The organism is Pseudoalteromonas sp. AS71 (genome assembly GCF_038900275.1).
Classification (GTDB): Bacteria; Pseudomonadota; Gammaproteobacteria; order Enterobacterales; family Alteromonadaceae; genus Pseudoalteromonas.
In genome coordinates this window covers 104,525-121,661 of record NZ_JBBMQZ010000010.1, presented here as the reverse complement: position 1 = coordinate 121,661, position 17,137 = coordinate 104,525, and the positions used below count along the sequence as shown (strand labels likewise).

Genomic DNA, 17,137 nt, shown 5'->3' with positions numbered 1-17,137 from the left:
TTTAAAACGTGAATGTTTAAATTTAGAGTGTTATTAACTGCCTTTTTGCTACTTGCTGCACTTTTTAGTGTGCAGAGCAATGCTATGGGCGCCTCACAAAATTTAAATATTTCTGTTAGTACGCAGGTTTCGCTTACTGATATTGGCGATTTAACTAAAATACAGCCTATTAGTAAGTCTGTAGATATTACGCAGCATAAAAAAACGCATCAAACCGATTTTGACGCGCACCAACCAAGGTTAACTGCCAATAATTCATCATTGTTTTTGCACACTGTTCAAAGTGAACCAGAATACGATGTGGTTTTTGAATTTTTCGCTCAAAACCTTGTTAGGCATATATTCTTACGACCAAGAGCCGTTAATCCTATACAGCCTTGGTATACGCTTGTAACTAATAGTAAAAAGTCGCGCTTGAGTGGCTGGAAAGACGTTAACTTACTCTACAGAGCTGTAACTACCTACCACGCTTAATTTTCCTTATTTAATTTTATTAGGTTTTAACTTTTAAAGTTTTAGCCTGCAGATTAATTGTGCTTTTAAAAAGTACGTTGCTAGCTTTGCTGGCAATAAGGATTAAAGATGTTAAGTTTTAAAAAAGATAAAAAGCCGTCTACGGCTAAATTTAAATTAAGCTATATCGCCATGCTAATAGTATTGGTTTTATTAGCTATCAGCGCATTACCAAACCTATATCCAAATAAATCATGGTTGCACATAAGTGCTGCCCCGCACAGCGAAATGCAATCTTTACCGAGCACTAAAACGCTAGTTACTTTTTTAAATAACCAAGGGTTAGAGGTTAAGCAGGGTTTAGATAAGCAATCAACTATTAATGTACTTTTAAACGAGCCAACTAAAAGCGCTCAGGCGCAAGCGGCTATAAAAGCACAGTACCCAAACACGCAAGTTAAAATTGTTGAGCATGCAACTAGCCCCACATGGTTACAAGATTTTGGTTTATCACCAATAAAGCTAGGTCTTGATTTAAATGGCGGTGTGCTATTTGTACTAGACGTAGATTTAGATAAAGCCGTTGATGAACAATTAGTCAGTGCGTATCTACAAGCTAAATCGATCATTATTAAGCAAAAAGCACATGGCGTAAAAGCACAGCAAACTCAGCACGGGTTTGAAATAAACGCACTGCCTAATGCAACCGACAAGTTAACCCCCGTTATTGAAGAGCTACAAAGCCGATTTGCTAATTTAGCCGTCGTAACAAGCAATAACGGCAGCGTTAAAACTGCCAAATTTAGTTATTCAGAGCAAGGCCGCAGCAGCTTTGATAAAGAAGTAATGGGGCAAACACTTACAACCCTTCGTTCACGTATTGAAGAATTAGGTATTACCGAAGCCGTAACACAGCGACAAGGTAAGCACCGTATTCGTATAGAACTACCAGGCGTGCAAGATCCAACCGAAGCTAAGCGTATTATTGGTGCAACCGCATCGCTTGGTTTTTATCAATTAAAAGAAATAGGCGGGCAAACATTTAATATGCAATCGGGCGGAACGATAAAGCTCGATCCTGTGCCAATTTTTACAGGGGATCATATTAATAATGCAACCATAGGCCGCGATGATTGGGGTAAACCACTGGTACAACTAAGCTTAGACGGTCAAGGCGGGGATGCAATGTCGGCGTTTTCAAAAGCCAATATTGGTAAGCCAATGGCGACGGTTTACTCTGAGTACTCTCAAAATGCTAAAGGCGAAGTAGTTAAAAAAAGCGAAGTCATTAACGTTGCCAATATTGCTCAGCATTTAAGTTCGCGTTTTAGTATTACCAATATGAAAAGCCAACAAGCTGCAGCCGACCTAGCATTGTTACTACGTGCAGGCTCGCTTACAGCGCCCGTTACAATTGTGCACGAACAAACAATAGGGCCAAGCCTCGGCAGCGAAAATATTAGTAATGGCTTAGCCGCGCTTATGTTAGGCATGGGTATTACGCTTGCATTTATGGCGCTTTGGTATCGCCGTTTAGGCCTTATTGCAAACGTAGCACTTATATTAAATTTAACGTCGCTTGTGGGCTTAATGTCATTATTACCAGGGGTTGTGTTAACGCTGCCGGGTATTGCAGGTTTGGTGCTAACCATAGGTATGGCGGTAGACACTAACGTTATAATATTTGAACGCATTAAAGAAGAACGTCGCCAAGGCCGTGCACCATATCAAGCTATTCAAGAGGGTTATAAACAAGCCGCAAATACAATATTTGATGCCAATATAACCACTATGATCACCGCACTTATCTTATACGGCATAGGCTATGGGCCCGTTAAAGGTTTTGCCATTACACTCGCACTGGGACTTTTAACGTCTGTATTTACAGGTGTGTATGTATCAAAAATATTAAGCCAAACGTTGTATTTAAAAATGGGTAAAAAAGCAGGAGCAAAAGTACATGCTTAATTATTTTTTGAAAGGTGAAGTGGGCACACGTTTACGCTTTATGGGCATGCTTTTAAGCACCATGTTAGTGCTGCTATCCGTATTTACGCTTACGCAAAAGGGTCTAAATTTTGGCCTAGATTTTACCGGCGGTTATTTAACTGAGTTTACAACCAGCCAAAGTGTTGAGCTAAAAGAGCTTCAATCGTTTATTGCTAAAAATCATAACGGTGAGTTTGAGCTAACCGCGCAAGGTAATAGCCATTTTCAATTAAGAGAAGCACCAAGTGCATCAACAACAGCTAATAGCCTTGATTGGCAAAGCGCAGTTACACAAAACGATGATATAAACGCACAGGTATTATCGTCAGCTTATATTGGCTCACAAGTGGGCGATGAGTTATTTGATCAGGGTTGTTTAGCAATGTTTGCTGCAATGATTGCGGTAATGATTTACCTTGCAGTGCGTTTTGAATGGCGCTTAGCACTCGGCTCTGTGGTTGCGCTAGTGCACGATTTAATACTTGTACTTGGGTTATTTTCACTATTACAAATTGAATTTAACCTAACCGTGCTGGCAAGCTTGCTGGCTATTATTGGTTACTCACTTAACGACTCAATAATAGTAGGGGATAGAGTGCGCGAGCTTTTACGTGTTAAGTCAAATAATGTACTTAGCTCAGCGACTATTATTAATAATGCGATTAAAAGCACACTAACACGTACCTTAATAACGTCGGGTACTACACTTGCAACGGTTGCCAGCGTTTGGTTGCTTGCAGGCGCACCACTGCAAGGCTTTGCTATTGCATTATTTACCGGCATTGTAGTGGGTACGTTCTCATCTATTTGTATAGCGGCAACCTTGCCAGAGCTATTGGGATTAAGCGCTAAAAATTACGAAGTTAAAGTAGATGCCCACACGCAAACATTATTAGATATGCCATAAGGTTTTAATAAAGCACAAGCAAAGAGCTGCACCAACCAACAGCTCTTTGCTTGTTTAATGCTTATTTAAACCCCGCTAGTATTCCCACCAAACTTGTGGGGTTTAAAACAATGGTTTTAAGCCTAGCAAAAATGTTAAACTAGCTGCCTTATTTTTACTGCCAGTATTGTATTAATCCCCATGAATAAAACCCACGTTATCGAACACCTTCGTTTTGCGCTAGAAGCGCAGCTTACAACAGCAAAAGTAGCGGCAAAAACCGCGCACGACACAGCCACACATGAAGAAAATATAGCCGAAAATAAATACGATACCCTAGGGCTCGAAGCCGCTTATTTAGCACAAGGCCAAGCCCAGCGCGTAAACGATTGCTATAAAAGCATTGAATTGTTCGAACCTGCCTTTAACGAAAAGCCAACCGACAAAATAGCTATCGGTTCGCTGGTATGTTTAGAAGATGATAACGCAGCCCAAAAATGGTTTTATTTAGGCCCAGCCGCTGGTGGATTAACGGTAAACGTTAAACAGCACGCAATTGCTGTAGTAACACCCGGCGCTCCTATGGGTAAGCAGTTATTAAATAAACAGATTGATGATGAAATTACGTTAACAATTGCAGGTAAAGCCCACGAATACGTGGTGGGAGAGATTTTATAAAGCTTTGGTTTTTGAGTGAACCGTTTGCTGGTAGAGCCATATCGACACAATAAACGCTTATTTTTATTCATAAATTAATTGTCGTATGGTATGGCTTCGCCATTTATCCAACCTACAGCTATGCTTTTATAGCGTAACGTGGTGTGTATTTCAATTTGTACAAAGGCATATAATGAGAAGTACCTAATAGTTTAAAAATGAGCAGGGTTGACGTTAGGTGCTCCCTTTTTAATTGATTTTAGTGCTTTACAGCCTCGTTAGTTGTATTTCCCAAGTTGGCCACTCGGTGCTACTATAATGATACATTTATTTGGGGATTATTATGAGAGTAGAACTAGTAACAACATTGAAGCGTCAAGCAACGAAGATATTATCTGAACTTCATTCCTCTAAAGAACCTGTGTTGATAACTGAACATGGGCAACCATCTGCATACTTAGTAGATGTTGATGATTATGAATTTATGCAAAAGCGTATGCAAATTCTTGAGTCTCTTGCAAAAGGAGAGCAGGCAATAAGTCGTGGTGAAACCATGTCGAATGTTGAAGCTAAAGATAAAATGAATAAATGGCTGAAATAATTTGGACTAATCCAGCTTTGGATGATCTTAACGATATTGCTGAATATATCGCATTAAGCAATTTGCAGTCAGCGAAAAAATTGGTTTCCAAAATATTTGAAAAAGTTGAACGTCTCGAACTCTTTCCTGAATCAGGTAAAAAACCAATTGAGTTATCTAACCTAAATTATCTTGAACTGGTCGTGAATCCTTGTTGTATATTTTACAAAAAAGATAACGATAAAGTATATATTTTGCACGTAATGAGACAAGAGCGGGACTTACGAAAATTTTTGTTGCTAACGCAATATACAGCTAACAAGTAGGTAATCCCTGAGTGAAATTAGTATGACCCCCATACTAATTATTATAAAAAGCAATTATTAAAAAGCCATTCAAACATTTATCAAAATTCCAACTTAACCAATATAAGAATTAAATATTGGTTTGTTTATTAAAAAAATTGCTACACGTGTTCGTTAAGTGTCTAATATACCGTACATAAATAATATGGAGGTTGAAAGATGAGACATAACAATTGGTCTTGCCCTAAGTGTAATAATAACGAATTTGATACCGGTGAAATAAGAGTTTCGGGTGGCTTTTGGTCAAGAATTTTTGATGTTCAAAATAAAAAGTACACCGCTGTGACATGCAGTCGATGTAGTTTTACTGAATTTTATAAAGGTTCATCATCAACACTTGGTAACGTATTTGATTTCTTTACTGGGTAATCAAAGCTTAAAAAGCACCTTAACTGAAATGTAAACTGATCAGTTCATGAGATACCTCCTCATTAAGGTGAGGAGGTTAAATGCTTAAACATACCTAAGCGATAATTTGCCTTATTAAATGTATGGTGGACCTTTAGATATACAACAACTAATAGCAGTTAAACAAAATCAATTACACGCACTAATAATAAGCTTCAATGACAGAGCATAAGGCTTGGATGAATTTATTTTTATGATTTTTCATCTAACATCCTATATTTTAAATATCCAATTTTAGGTAGCTTTTTTCACAAACTTCGCTGTTACCATCATTTCGCCAATACCATCTACTTTACAATCAAGTTCGTGATCTTTTTTATCAAGCACTCTTCTAATGACCGCTTTGGTGCCAATTTTAATGACTTGCGAGCTGCCTTTAATTTTTAAATCTTTGGCTACAGTCACTTTATCGCCATCATTAAGTAATGTGCCGTTGGCATCTTTAACTAAAATGGCGGCTTCATCGTTTATATTATTTGGGTTCCACTCATGAGCGCACTCAGGGCAAATAAGCAGTTGTTGGTCTTGGTAAACATATTCACATTGGCATTTTGGGCAAGCAGGCAGCGACATTCTTAACTCTCTTAAGGTATTGTTTTGCGTATTTTAATCGGCATTAGTTGGAAAATATAGTTAATCAATATTTTTCATCTTCACGCTAAAAATATCTTGTTTGTGCGTTTTTAAAAAAGGGCATATAAAGCACATGTCGCTTAAGCAATTTAAGCGCTAACTCGTACAGTAGGTACCTGTTAAAGCACCCATCATATTAAGTGATTCGCGCAATGCCCACTTAGTACGATGGGTGTTTCTATTTATAATGCTTAGTATTTTACTAAGCATGCTTTTTATATTTTGACTTAACTAGGAAAAGTCGTGTTTAAAACCTTAATTGTGGTTGATAACAACGAGCAAACGCTTGCTCAATCGTTCGAAAATGTAATTACGTTTAATACCTACTTACGTGATTACCCAAAACAAAATGAACCAAAAACACGCATTATTAATCTGTGCGACTCAAGCCAATACTTGAGCAAAGGTTACTATTGCTCGTTACTTGCTGAGGCGCGCAAGCACCAAGTTTTGCCAAGTGTAAGAACCATAAATGCATTGCGTAGTGGTCAAGCCCCTATGTTAAATGTGGGCCAAATAGATGGCACACTTTATTTTGGTAATGCACAAAACGATTTACAATCAAAAGCGGCTAAGTCGGTATTTAAACAATACCCAGCGCCTATTTTATTTGTTGATGAACAGGGCTTATTGCAACAAGGGTCTTTATCGTCTTTAAGTGAGCAGCAGTACAGCGAATTTGTAGCCAAACTAGATAACTTTACTAAAACGCAGTGGCGTATTGGCTCAGTGCAACGTCGTTTTAGATGGGACATGGCAATACTTGTTGATCATAACGAAAAAGTACCGCCGAGTGATAAAGACGCCATTGCACGTTTTATTAAAGCCGCCGCTAAACACGGCATTTATGCACAAGCATTAAGCTTTGACGAAATTGACAATATTGCCCAGTTTGATGCGTTATTTATTCGCCAAACTACAGCGATTGACCATCCAACGTATCGCCTTGCAAGCAAAGCGCAAAGCCTGGGTTTAGTGGTTATTGACGACGCTGAGTCTATTTTACGTTGTTGTAATAAAGTGTATTTACACGATGCGTTTAATTATCAAAAAGTGCCAAGTTTAAAAACGGTTGTAGTGGCTGATCAATCAAGTGAAACGCTTGAGCAATTAGAAGAAGCGTTTACGTATCCGCTTGTTTTAAAAATGCCTGAAGGATCTTTCTCAAAAGGTGTGTTTAAAGTTTCAAATCGTGATGAGCTTGAAGCTAAGCTTACAGAGCTGTTTGAGTTTAGCGCATTAGTGCTTGCACAAGAGTACATGTATACCGAATACGATTGGCGAGTGGGTGTATTAAATGGCCGTGCAATTTATGCATGTCGTTATTTAATGGCGCGTAACCATTGGCAAATTTATAACCACGATGCTAAACGGTTTTTCTCTGGTGGCTTTGAAACGTTGCCAACCTTTGAGTTACCAAAAACGGTATTAGATGCCGCATTAAAAGCATGTAAAACAGTGGGCAGGGGTTTATATGGCGTAGATGTTAAAGAGCACCAAGGCAAAGCATACGTGCTTGAAGTAAACGACAACCCAAGTATTGATCACAAAGTAGAAGACGGCTATTTAGGCGACGAGCTATACATGATCATTATGGATGAGTTTAAACAACGCTTAGAAGCACGAGGCCGTGGGTAATAACATGAGCAACCTTGTTATTCGAAAGGCGCTTGGCAGTGATTTAAACGCATTGATTGACGTTGAAAACGCCTGCTTTAATAACGATAAATTGAGCCCGCGCAGTTTAAAGCGCTGGCTAAGTGCTAAGCACGGTATTTTACTCGTTGCAGAAAATGGCGAGCAAATATGCGGCTATGGGCTAGTGTGGTGCCATAAAGGGACTCGTTTAGCGCGCTTATATTCGCTTGCTGTAAAACCCACAATGCAAGGTAAGGGGATTGCAAAAGCACTGCTTACTAGCCTTGAAAAAGAAACGTGTGAGCGCGGGCGTATTTACCTTCGTTTAGAAGTGGCTGTAAATAACGAAGGTGCGATAGGGCTTTATAAAAGTTTAGGTTACAGAGTGTTTGGCCAATATAGCGATTATTACGATGACCACAGTGATGCACTACGAATGCAAAAAAACATTCGACAAACCAGTGAGTTAAAAGTGGCGCGTTTAACGCCGTGGTATCAGCAAACTACCGAGTTTACATGCGGACCTGCTGCACTATTAATGGCAATGGGGGCACTTGAGCCAACAACTGAGCTTAGCCAATCACATGAGTTAGCACTTTGGCGTGAAGGTACCACCATTTTTATGACATCGGGTCATGGTGGTTGCCATCCGTTTGGTTTGGCACTTGCCGCTAATAAGCGTGGTTTTAAAAGCGAGGTAATGGTTAATACCACCGAGCCTTTGTTTTTAGATGGCGTACGTAACGAAAACAAAAAATTGGTACTTGCCACCGTGCATCAACAATTTGTAGATGGCATTGCACAGGCAAATATACCGCTTACGCATAAAGATGTAGAGCTTGAACATATTGAGCGGTGGTTAAGTAAAGGCTTTAGTGTGCTGTTATTAATTAGTACATACAGTTTTGATGGTAAAAAATCGCCACACTGGGTGTGTGTTACGCACCTTGATGAGCACTGCGTGTATGTTCACGATCCGTTTTGTGAGCCGGGCAGTGATAAACAGCTCGCAATAGATTGCCAATATGTACCTATTGCGCGAAGTGATTTTAGTAAAATGTCAGCGTTTGGTAGCCAACGTTTACGAACGGCGGTGGCTATAGCTAATAAAATATAGGGTTAACAGTGACTTTTTTAGATTTAATTGATGTAGCCCCGTATTCGTGGGCAGCTATTGGTACTGCAGCTTTTTGCGGTGCCATTATTGGTATAGAGCGCCAATTGCGCGGCAAACCTGTAGGTATTCGTACCTCTGCGTTAATAACCTTGGGTACGTATTTGTTTTTATCGACCGCGTTTAATTTACAAGGGGATGTGATAGATCATTCTCGTGTAGTTGGGCAAATAATTACAGGTATTGGCTTTTTAGGGGCTGGTGTTATGCTCGCAAAAGATGGTGCGGTAGTTGGTGTAACCTCTGCTGCAACCATCTGGGTGCTTGCATCAATAGGCGTTATGATAGCGACCGAAAACCTTGGCGCTGCAATAAAGCTCTCGGTGCTGGTGGTCGGTATTTTATACGGTGTAGACGTACTCGAGGCTAAATTTAAAAGCTTAAGCAAAGGCGTACACACTAAAGTAAAAAACTATCAAAAACGCTATTATCGAAAAGAATTTAACGACTCAGAACGCCACTAAAAGTGGCGTTTTTTATTAAAGCCTGACTGTTTGAAATTGAATAGCGTCTTCAAGCGGGGCAGGGCGGCCTATAAAGTAGCCTTGCACGTTATCAACGCCCAGCTTTCTCAGCGTACTTAATTCTTCTTGATTTTCTATTCCCTCTGCAACTATAGAGCAATTAATTGCTTTGGCAAATCCGCATAGTGCCTTAGCTAATAAAAACTTTCTACGATCTGTATTTATATTTTGAGTAAGGCTTATGTCTAACTTAATGATATCTGCCTCTAATTCTAAAATATGCTGAAAAGATGAAAATCCAGCACCTACATCATCGATAGCGAGTTTTACACCTCGGTTTCTTAATGGTTGAAGTGCGGTTAGCATCGCTTGGTAGTCTAAAATAGGTGAATGTTCAGTCACTTCTAAAATTATTCTATTACAATCGATGCTTTGTAATACTTTGTCTATTGAGCCTGATAAAATATGCTGAGGTGAAGTGTTGATAGTGATATAAGCTTTTTCATCAAATTTATCCAAGCAATGTAATGTATTTTGTATAGCAAGTATCTCTAATGCTTCTCCTAGACCTAGCTTTTCAGCATCTTTAAACCAAATGTCAGGTGTTTTATAGGGTTCAATAAAAAAGCGTGACAGAGACTCATAACCCGAAAGTTGATTGGTTGATAAATTAAATATGGGCTGAAAATAAATCGTAATATCGTTTGTTTTTATAATATTTTCAATAAGCGATTTTGACTCATTATTTAAAATGTTAGATTGGACATTTTTTTCGATTAACTCTGTAGCTATTTCAGAAATTAACCTAAGAAATGACAAATCTTTGTCGTTCAAGGTATTATCTAATATGGTTTTATAACAGCAAAAAGTGCCATAAACTTTTCCTGTAGATAACACAATAGGTACACCTATATAAGAGCCAATATTTAGCTTTTCTGTAACTGGCATGTTACGGGTTATAGGGTGCTCAAGAGTATTAGGGATTATTTGTTCTAGCTCGTTATCGGATATTTTTTTACAGTAAGTTTCGCAAATTGGATCTGAATTACCCACGGATACGCAGGTATTTGTAGTTTGGTTATCTACCACTTTAAAAACGCGATCATTATTGGTGAATTCTGAAATAAACGCGACTTCCATACTCAAATGTTTTCGTACGAGTGAAAGTAACTTTAATAACTTTGATTCAATAGAAGCATCGCTTTGTGGATCAAAAAGGTGCTTACTAAGTTTATCTTTCATGCAGTTACCTTGGTATGACATAAATTATATTATTGATAAGAGTATAATTTATGTATAAAAAAATGCCAATTTAGAGTGCCGTCGCTGGTTATCCAAATAACTTTCGTCTAACTACTTTTCTGTAACCACTGGGTGTTTGGCTTAATACTTTTTTAAACACGCGTGTTAAATGCCCTTGGTCGTTATATCCCACTTCTAAAGCCACTTCTTGAATTGATAAATTTGATGATGCTAATAACTCCTTCGCACCTTCTACGCGTAATTGTTGCCAATACTCAATAGGGCTTTGATTAGTGGCTGCTCTAAAACGGCGGGTAAAAGTACGGTAGCTCAAGCTAAATTGGGCAGCGACTTCTTGCAGGTTTAGCTCGGTGGCTAAATTGGTTTTTAGCCAAAACTGAATTTGCGCAATTAGCTCATCGGGGTGACGATCTACTGCACCTTCTAAATAGCGTTGATCTTCGTAGGGTTTACGTATTTCGTGCGAAAAATTACGCTCTACATGCTGAGCTGCGGCTTTTCCATAGTACTGACTAATAATATGTACGATCACATCTGCAAGGGCATTAAGACTCGCTACGGTATACATACGCTCTGATTGGGTTATAAAAAAGTCGGGTTTTAAACGCACTAACGGATAGTCATGGCTAAATTGATTGGCGTAGTGCCAATGTGTGGTAGCTGGGTGCCCATCAAGTAAGCCAGCCTCAGCTAATAAGCAGTTGCCAGTACCTACACCAATTATATGACTGCCTGCGCTAAAGCTTTCGCTTAGCCAATCAACTACGTCTTGATTTGTACGCACTACTGGGCGCGGGTTTCGCCAAATACCCGGGACTATAATTAAATCGCTGTAGGGCGCATTAGTTGTTATGCAATCAGGAACTATCGCAAGGCCTGCGCGAGTAGCTATAGATTCTGCACTTTTAGCCACTAAATTTATAGCAAGCGGTCTAAAATTTTGCTTATCAAGATGGCCTTTAGCAAAGGCCTCGCCGGCTCTTAACATCTCAATAGGTAGCGTTAAACTAGTCACTAATAAATGCGGATAAACCGCTATAGCAATGTTTAATGGTGGATTAGTGTTTTTTTCAGTCATGTAAATGCTCCGACCAGTACTTTTTGGCCTTTTGTGCTGAATATTTGGCTATTAAAGCACAATGTATGGTGCGTAATCCATTTAAACTGCGTGTTCATCTTATAACACGTTTTTTAAAGGTAAATTATGACTGCATTACCCGTTATAGTAGGCATGGGTGGCATTAACGCCGCTGGCCGTACTTCTTTTCATCAAGGTTATCGCCGTATCGTGTTAGATAGTTTAAACGCTAAAGATCGCAGTGAAACATTTTTAGGCCTCGCCACACTGATGAATCTAGTAAGCGTTGTAAACGGCCAATTACAAGATACACAAGGTAATAATGTTGAGCAAAGCGACATAGAAGCACGCTTTGGTGAGCAAATTATTGCCGGTACACTTATTCGTAAAATTGAAAAAGAACACTTTGATGCAGATGCCACACCGTGGCAGCAAAAAATGACGCTAAACGCATCAAGCGATAACGCTATTGTGTTTGAAACTCGCGCTCGCGACTTACCGGTACCTGTTCCAGCTAGCTGGCAAGTTGAAGAACTTGAAGGCAAAAAAGTAAAAGTAACTATTGCAGCCGATTTAGATATTAAGCATGACTCAACGCGTGATAACCCAATTAAATCTGCAGGGCAATTTCCGACTGGGTTTGATCCGTCTGTTATGTATAACAGCCGCTATCAGCCTCGTGGTTTGCAAGCGACTATTTTTGCAGCTACCGATGCGATTAAATCAACAGGGCTTGATTGGCAACACATTATGAATAGCGTAGAGCCAGATAAAATTGGTACCTATTCAGCATCGGTAATTGGCCAAATGGACGACAAAGGCCTAGGCGGTTTAGTAAAGGCGCGCCAACAAGGCGACCGTGTTAGCACTAAGCAGTTAGCACTGGGCTTAAATACAATGTCTACCGATTTTATTAACGCGTATGTTACGGGCAATGTGGGAACTACGTTTTCGACCTCGGGCGCCTGTGCTACGTTTTTATACAACTTACGTGCAGCAGTAAACGACATACAAGCAGGGCGTACACGCGTTGCGGTTGTCGCAAGTGTTGAGTGTGCTATTACACCCGAAGTGATTGAAGGCTTTGGTAACATGAGCGCACTTGCAAATGTTGAAGGTTTGCGTCGCTTAGATAACTTATCACATGATGAAGAACCAGATTATCGCAAAAGTAGCCGCCCGTTTGGGGATAACTGCGGCTTTACATTAGGTGAAGGCGCACAAGTTGCTATTTTAATGGACGATGCATTAGCCCTTGAATTAGGCGCTGACATAATGGGCTCTGTGCCGGATGTATTTGTAAATGCAGATGGTATAAAAAAATCAATTACGTCACCTGGTCCTGGTAACTACATTACCATGGCTAAATCGGCTGCTTTAGCAACGAGCCTTTTAGGCAAAGAAGCTTTGCAAGAACGTAGCTTTATTTTAGCGCATGGCTCAAGTACACCGTTAAACCGCGTAACAGAGTCGCTGATATATCACAAAGTGGCACAAACGTTCGCTATTGATAATTGGAAAGTGACAGCGCCTAAAGCCTATGTTGGTCATACTATAGCTCCTGCAAGTGGCGACCAATTAGCGATAGCTCTCGGTGTATTTAGTCACAACATTATGCCGGGCATTACCACAATTGATAAAGTGGCTGATGATGTTTACACCGATCATCTTGATATTCGTAACAGCCATTACGAATGCAGTGAAATGGATATAGCTTTTATAAATTCAAAAGGCTTTGGCGGTAACAATGCAACAGCAATAGTACTTTCACCAAAAGTGACAATGCAAATGCTCGCTAAGCGCCACGGCGATGACGTTATGACTAGTTACGCTCAAAAAAACGTGGCAATTAAAGCCGCGCAACAAACGTATCAAGCTCAAGCTGATTTAGGCCAGTATGAGCTAATTTACCGCTTTGGCGACGGACTTATTGATGACAATGACATTTTAATAGACGAGCAAAGTATTCAGTTACCAGGCTTTGAAAAAGCAATTACGTTTAGCACAACAAATTCCTATCAAGATATGTTTTAAGCACACATACTTGTTAGCAAGGCGCTTTTTAAGCGCCTTTTTTAATGCCTAAAATATATGTAGCTATTAGATTATTTTTGTTACCCCCCAAATTTAGCTTATTAATTGAACTTATTTTTTGTGTTTATACTTGCTTTTATGTTGATCGTTTGTTTCTATTATATAAACACTATCTAGGATGGATAAAACCGATGAAAAAACTCATATTAGCGCTTTCTTTAACTTCTGCTTTTACTCAACTTCCTGCTTTTGCAGACGACTTTGTTCCTGCAGAAGTGATTAATAAAAACTACGATCAGCTCACTAATACTTCCTCGCGCGCTTCGAGGTTAGAGGGGATTAACTTAAGCAGTTACGTGGTCGATAAAAGCGGGCAGGTTAGTGATATAGAAATTGTAGCTACGGTCGGGCAAAAAAAGTACCAAAGAGAAGTAATGGATTACGTATCTAAACTAAATTACAAAAGCGCAAAATTAAATGGTGAGACTATACCTGTAGCAAAAACTATTACTGTAAGTTCACAAAATTTACATGTTGGGTTTTCAAACGATAAGGCATCGCGTGGCTTTTTTAATGATTATGAGCAAGCTAGTAAATTAATCGATGAAAAGAAATACGATGAAGCTAAAAGCCTTATTGATGAACTAGAAAATGAACATACCAAAAATACGGTTGAAATTGTTTTACTTGCGTGGCTTAAAAGCCAGCACAGTTATTTTGTACAAGATTGGAAGAGCTTTGATCAGCATATCAACGAAGCGTTCTTATTTAGAGGTAACTTACCTGATCAAATTCAAAAACGTGTGATTAAAAATGCTTTACAGTGGTTTATATCAAAGCAAGATTATGTACGAGCCTATGATGCAATAGATGCACTAGGCAATATTGAATCTATAACTTTTACAGATCAAAATAAGGAACAGTTGTTAACCCAAGTGAACGATATTTATAAAAACTCGGGAGATATTGAACAACAATTTAGTTTAGCTTCAGAGCAAGCTGTAATGCCTATGATGTCGAAGTCTGAGGTTAAATTACAATCAGAATTACCACTGAGCAAAGTGCAACTTAGATGCGAAAACAAAGTCGTTGACTATGACACTAATACAATTGATAAAATTGTTATTTCGAAAAATGATTTACGTTGTGGATTATTAATAAAAAGCGCTCAAGCACAAACAATTACACTTAAGCAAAGCGGTGAAAGTTTTTTATAAAAATGTAACTCCCCACATATAAATTATGGGGAGTTATCGTATTAATAAGTATTGGCTATTCAAACAATGCATTGAAATTTTGCTGCAATACTTATTAAAAAACTATCACTTAAACTTTTTTACATACCTAAGCGTTATAAAATTAATAATGGCAAGTAAAATGGCTATTTCGTAACGGCTGTACGCAACAGCAATACCTATTAAGCCCATATTCCAAATACTGGCTGCGGTTGCAGTGCCTGAGGTCGTACGGTTATTTTTTAAAATTGCGCCACCGCCAATAAAACCAATACCAGTAATTATACCTTGCAACATTTTAGATTGAGCTTCTGCACCATCTAAAACCGACATAGCAATAAGTGCATACCCGCATGATGCTACCGCAACTAGCGGAAAGGTTCTAAGCCCTGCGCCATCATGACTACGCTCTCTGTCGTAAGCCATGGGTAGTGCAAGTAGGTAAGCAATACCTAAATGTATTAAATTATCGATGATTTCATTCCACTGTAAATCAATTTCCATTATTGAGCCTGTGCTGGTTAATTTTGTTAATAATAAGCAAACAGCAAGCCATGGTATAAATGCTTAATAATCAATGGCTTATTTTTGATATCTGCATTTAATAAGAATTATTGAAGAAACTTTTACATGTTTTTATTACTATTTTACGCAATAGTTAATTTGATCTGAGTTTTAAAGCCTCGTATTCTTTTATCCAGACTAAAAGACACCTATGTGAATCTCTTGCCTTTAAATAAAACATTAAGCACACCCACTAAGCTTGAAAAAACTGCCTTACTATTTTGCGTTGGGTTATCTGTTATTGCTTTTTTATTTCCTGAATTACTCACAGAGCACTTACAACCCGCTATTAATAAAATTTTAGGTTATTTAGGGTCGCCATTTTTTATATTGGTAAACTTGTTACTTTTTTCTGTAATAGCTATTGCTATAAGCCCATTAGGGCAACGAAAAATAGGAGGAGCGCAAGCACTTGTTGAGTTTAGTACCTTTGGTTGGCTTTCTATGTTGTTTGCAGCAGGGATGGGCTCAGGACTTATATTTTGGGGAGTAGCAGAGCCTGCACTACACACGGTTAACTCGCCTTTAAAGCAAAGCTTGTATCCCAACCACCAAACAAGTGGTTTGGCGCTTACCTTAGTTAATTGGGGCGCGCATGCATGGGCGCTCTATGCAGTATTTGGCTTGTTATTAGGTGGGCTTACTCGTAATAGTGGTAAAGCGGGCGATATTAGTGCGCCTGTGATCAGTGCAGCTAAAGGCGTTATTAATCGGGCTTGGCAGTTACAGCTGAGCTTTAGCATTAAATTAATTGCCATACTTGCAATATTTTTTGGTGTAGTGGGCACAATTGCTAATTCAACTTTATTACTGCGTAAAGGGCTTGAGCTTGAGCTAGGGGTTGAATCGGCTTTACTTTCGGGGTTTATTATTATTTTTTTAATTGCACTGCTTTATACCATTTCTGCAAAGTTGGGGCTTAAAAAAGGCATTCAGACTCTTAGTAAGTTTAATATGTTTTTAGCCTTTGCACTTATAGCATGGCTATTAATTTTTGTGCCTATACAGCCAATTATAGACATAGCGATAGGCGGTACATGGGATTACATTCAGCTTATAACCACAGGTACATGGCAGTTTGAAAGCGTACTTAATGACCCTGCATGGGCAACAGGTTGGACATACAATTACTATTTTTGGTGGTTAGCTTGGGGCCCGTTTGTTGGTGTGTTTTTGGCAAAAATTAGCCAAGGACGGCCGGTTTGGCAATATATTGTAGGTGTTGTATTTGTACCAACCTTTGTGACTATTATATGGTTTAGTGTGTTTTCGGGCTCTGCAATTTCCTGGGATCAAACGCATAATGCAGGTATTTTAGCGGCTATTAAAGCTGATTATACACAAGGGCTATTTGTATTTTTCGAGCAATTAGGGTGGCAAGGTGGTTTATTAATTTGGTCAAGTTTATTGCTGTTACTCATTTTTGTAGCCACATCAGCAGACTCAGCTGTTTTGGTAATTCGTGAGTTAAGTGGTGCAAGTGAAGCTCAAACATGGAGTTTGTATGCTTGGTCGTTTGCACTAGGGTTATGCGCTTTTGTTTTGTTAGTACAAAACAATGAACCATTAAACAGAAGCGTTGCTATTATTGGCGCGCTTCCTTTTTTGATTATTTTTATTTTACAGCTGGTGGGTTTTATTAAAGAGTTCATACGTGAATTTAAGCACTAAGGCTTACATTTTTTTACAATGCTATTTTTAAAATTGTATATAATT

The 17,137-nt window shown here is 38.9% G+C and carries 17 protein-coding genes; 13 read left to right on the top strand and 4 right to left on the bottom strand.

Annotated features, from left to right (window positions below; translation table 11 throughout):
- Nucleotides 1–12 precede the first annotated feature (12 nt).
- From WNY98_RS09715 to WNY98_RS09685, 7 genes are all read left to right on the top strand, one after another.
- Nucleotides 13–474: a hypothetical protein gene (locus tag WNY98_RS09715; protein ID WP_170071004.1), complete on the top strand. Its 462-nt coding sequence runs from the start codon at nucleotides 13–15 to the stop codon at nucleotides 472–474.
- 108 nt (nucleotides 475–582) lie between these two features.
- The gene (secD, locus tag WNY98_RS09710; RefSeq protein WP_342877774.1) at nucleotides 583–2,421 is read left to right on the top strand and encodes a protein translocase subunit SecD; all 1,839 of its coding nucleotides are present in this window, start codon (nucleotides 583–585) and stop codon (nucleotides 2,419–2,421) included.
- On the top strand, nucleotides 2,414–3,349 hold the full coding sequence (gene secF, locus WNY98_RS09705; protein WP_342877773.1) for a protein translocase subunit SecF: 936 nt from the start codon (nucleotides 2,414–2,416) through the stop codon (nucleotides 3,347–3,349). The genes secD and secF overlap by 8 nt, the downstream gene beginning before the upstream one ends.
- 180 nt (nucleotides 3,350–3,529) lie before the next feature.
- The gene (locus WNY98_RS09700) at nucleotides 3,530–4,006 is read left to right on the top strand and encodes a GreA/GreB family elongation factor (RefSeq protein WP_342877772.1); all 477 of its coding nucleotides are present in this window, start codon (nucleotides 3,530–3,532) and stop codon (nucleotides 4,004–4,006) included.
- Nucleotides 4,007–4,328: 322 nt separating this feature from the next.
- A complete protein-coding gene (locus WNY98_RS09695) occupies nucleotides 4,329–4,586 on the top strand; it encodes a type II toxin-antitoxin system Phd/YefM family antitoxin (protein WP_010555056.1) in 258 nt (85 codons plus the stop codon).
- Complete coding sequence (locus WNY98_RS09690) at nucleotides 4,574–4,891, top strand: type II toxin-antitoxin system RelE/ParE family toxin (RefSeq protein ID WP_342877771.1); 318 nt, start codon at nucleotides 4,574–4,576, stop codon at nucleotides 4,889–4,891. Before WNY98_RS09695 ends, WNY98_RS09690 begins: the two co-directional genes overlap by 13 nt.
- Before the next feature lie 198 nt (nucleotides 4,892–5,089).
- Nucleotides 5,090–5,299, top strand: coding sequence for a zinc ribbon domain-containing protein (locus tag WNY98_RS09685; RefSeq protein WP_024600295.1), 210 nt, complete (start codon nucleotides 5,090–5,092; stop codon nucleotides 5,297–5,299).
- Between the two features lie 273 nt (nucleotides 5,300–5,572).
- Here the strand turns inward: WNY98_RS09685 and WNY98_RS09680 are convergent, their stop codons facing one another.
- Nucleotides 5,573–5,911: a zinc ribbon domain-containing protein YjdM gene (locus tag WNY98_RS09680; protein ID WP_342877770.1), complete on the bottom strand. Its 339-nt coding sequence runs from the start codon at nucleotides 5,909–5,911 to the stop codon at nucleotides 5,573–5,575.
- 303 nt (nucleotides 5,912–6,214) lie between these two features.
- On the opposite strand from WNY98_RS09680, the gene WNY98_RS09675 reads away from it, so the two are divergent.
- Genes WNY98_RS09675 through WNY98_RS09665 form a run of 3 tightly spaced genes read left to right on the top strand, consistent with a single transcriptional unit; the run spans nucleotide 6,215 to nucleotide 9,247 of the window.
- The gene (locus tag WNY98_RS09675; protein WP_342877769.1) at nucleotides 6,215–7,609 is read left to right on the top strand and encodes a RimK family protein; all 1,395 of its coding nucleotides are present in this window, start codon (nucleotides 6,215–6,217) and stop codon (nucleotides 7,607–7,609) included.
- Between the two features lie 4 nt (nucleotides 7,610–7,613).
- Entirely contained in the window at nucleotides 7,614–8,726 is a 1,113-nt protein-coding gene (locus WNY98_RS09670) for a GNAT family N-acetyltransferase/peptidase C39 family protein (RefSeq protein WP_342877768.1), read from the top strand.
- An 8-nt stretch (nucleotides 8,727–8,734) separates the two neighbouring features.
- Complete coding sequence (locus WNY98_RS09665) at nucleotides 8,735–9,247, top strand: MgtC/SapB family protein (RefSeq protein WP_024600291.1); 513 nt, start codon at nucleotides 8,735–8,737, stop codon at nucleotides 9,245–9,247.
- Between the two features lie 15 nt (nucleotides 9,248–9,262).
- On the opposite strand, the gene WNY98_RS09660 is transcribed toward WNY98_RS09665, so the two are convergent.
- A complete protein-coding gene (locus tag WNY98_RS09660; RefSeq protein ID WP_342877767.1) occupies nucleotides 9,263–10,489 on the bottom strand; it encodes an EAL domain-containing protein in 1,227 nt (408 codons plus the stop codon).
- An 88-nt stretch (nucleotides 10,490–10,577) separates the two neighbouring features.
- Complete coding sequence (locus WNY98_RS09655) at nucleotides 10,578–11,588, bottom strand: helix-turn-helix domain-containing protein (protein WP_342877766.1); 1,011 nt, start codon at nucleotides 11,586–11,588, stop codon at nucleotides 10,578–10,580.
- Between the two features lie 126 nt (nucleotides 11,589–11,714).
- On the opposite strand from WNY98_RS09655, the gene WNY98_RS09650 reads away from it, so the two are divergent.
- Nucleotides 11,715–13,622 (top strand): beta-ketoacyl synthase, encoded by a 1,908-nt coding sequence (locus tag WNY98_RS09650; RefSeq protein ID WP_342877765.1) that lies wholly within the window; start codon nucleotides 11,715–11,717, stop codon nucleotides 13,620–13,622.
- Nucleotides 13,623–13,813: 191 nt separating this feature from the next.
- Nucleotides 13,814–14,839, top strand: a complete 1,026-nt coding sequence (locus WNY98_RS09645; RefSeq protein WP_024600287.1) for an energy transducer TonB — start codon at nucleotides 13,814–13,816, stop codon at nucleotides 14,837–14,839.
- Nucleotides 14,840–14,944: 105 nt separating this feature from the next.
- On the opposite strand, the gene WNY98_RS09640 is transcribed toward WNY98_RS09645, so the two are convergent.
- The gene (locus WNY98_RS09640) at nucleotides 14,945–15,361 is read right to left on the bottom strand and encodes an MgtC/SapB family protein (protein WP_024600286.1); all 417 of its coding nucleotides are present in this window, start codon (nucleotides 15,359–15,361) and stop codon (nucleotides 14,945–14,947) included.
- A 213-nt stretch (nucleotides 15,362–15,574) separates the two neighbouring features.
- Between WNY98_RS09640 and WNY98_RS09635 the strand changes: the two genes are divergently transcribed.
- Nucleotides 15,575–17,092 (top strand): BCCT family transporter, encoded by a 1,518-nt coding sequence (locus WNY98_RS09635; protein WP_342877764.1) that lies wholly within the window; start codon nucleotides 15,575–15,577, stop codon nucleotides 17,090–17,092.
- Nucleotides 17,093–17,137: the final 45 nt, after the last annotated feature.

Excerpts from the sequence above, each read along its gene's own strand:
- WNY98_RS09715 (WP_170071004.1), top strand. The coding sequence starts at position 13 with ATGTTTAAATTTAGAGTGTTATTAACTGCCTTTTTGCTACTTGCTGCA.
- secD (WP_342877774.1), top strand. The coding sequence starts at position 583 with ATGTTAAGTTTTAAAAAAGATAAAAAGCCGTCTACGGCTAAATTTAAA.
- secF (WP_342877773.1), top strand. The coding sequence starts at position 2,414 with ATGCTTAATTATTTTTTGAAAGGTGAAGTGGGCACACGTTTACGCTTT.
- WNY98_RS09700 (WP_342877772.1), top strand. The coding sequence starts at position 3,530 with ATGAATAAAACCCACGTTATCGAACACCTTCGTTTTGCGCTAGAAGCG.
- WNY98_RS09695 (WP_010555056.1), top strand. The coding sequence starts at position 4,329 with ATGAGAGTAGAACTAGTAACAACATTGAAGCGTCAAGCAACGAAGATA.
- WNY98_RS09690 (WP_342877771.1), top strand. The coding sequence starts at position 4,574 with ATGGCTGAAATAATTTGGACTAATCCAGCTTTGGATGATCTTAACGAT.
- WNY98_RS09685 (WP_024600295.1), top strand. The coding sequence starts at position 5,090 with ATGAGACATAACAATTGGTCTTGCCCTAAGTGTAATAATAACGAATTT.
- WNY98_RS09680 (WP_342877770.1), bottom strand. The coding sequence starts at position 5,911 with ATGTCGCTGCCTGCTTGCCCAAAATGCCAATGTGAATATGTTTACCAA.
- WNY98_RS09670 (WP_342877768.1), top strand. The coding sequence starts at position 7,614 with ATGAGCAACCTTGTTATTCGAAAGGCGCTTGGCAGTGATTTAAACGCA.
- WNY98_RS09660 (WP_342877767.1), bottom strand. The coding sequence starts at position 10,489 with ATGAAAGATAAACTTAGTAAGCACCTTTTTGATCCACAAAGCGATGCT.
- WNY98_RS09655 (WP_342877766.1), bottom strand. The coding sequence starts at position 11,588 with ATGACTGAAAAAAACACTAATCCACCATTAAACATTGCTATAGCGGTT.
- WNY98_RS09650 (WP_342877765.1), top strand. The coding sequence starts at position 11,715 with ATGACTGCATTACCCGTTATAGTAGGCATGGGTGGCATTAACGCCGCT.
- WNY98_RS09645 (WP_024600287.1), top strand. The coding sequence starts at position 13,814 with ATGAAAAAACTCATATTAGCGCTTTCTTTAACTTCTGCTTTTACTCAA.
- WNY98_RS09640 (WP_024600286.1), bottom strand. The coding sequence starts at position 15,361 with ATGGAAATTGATTTACAGTGGAATGAAATCATCGATAATTTAATACAT.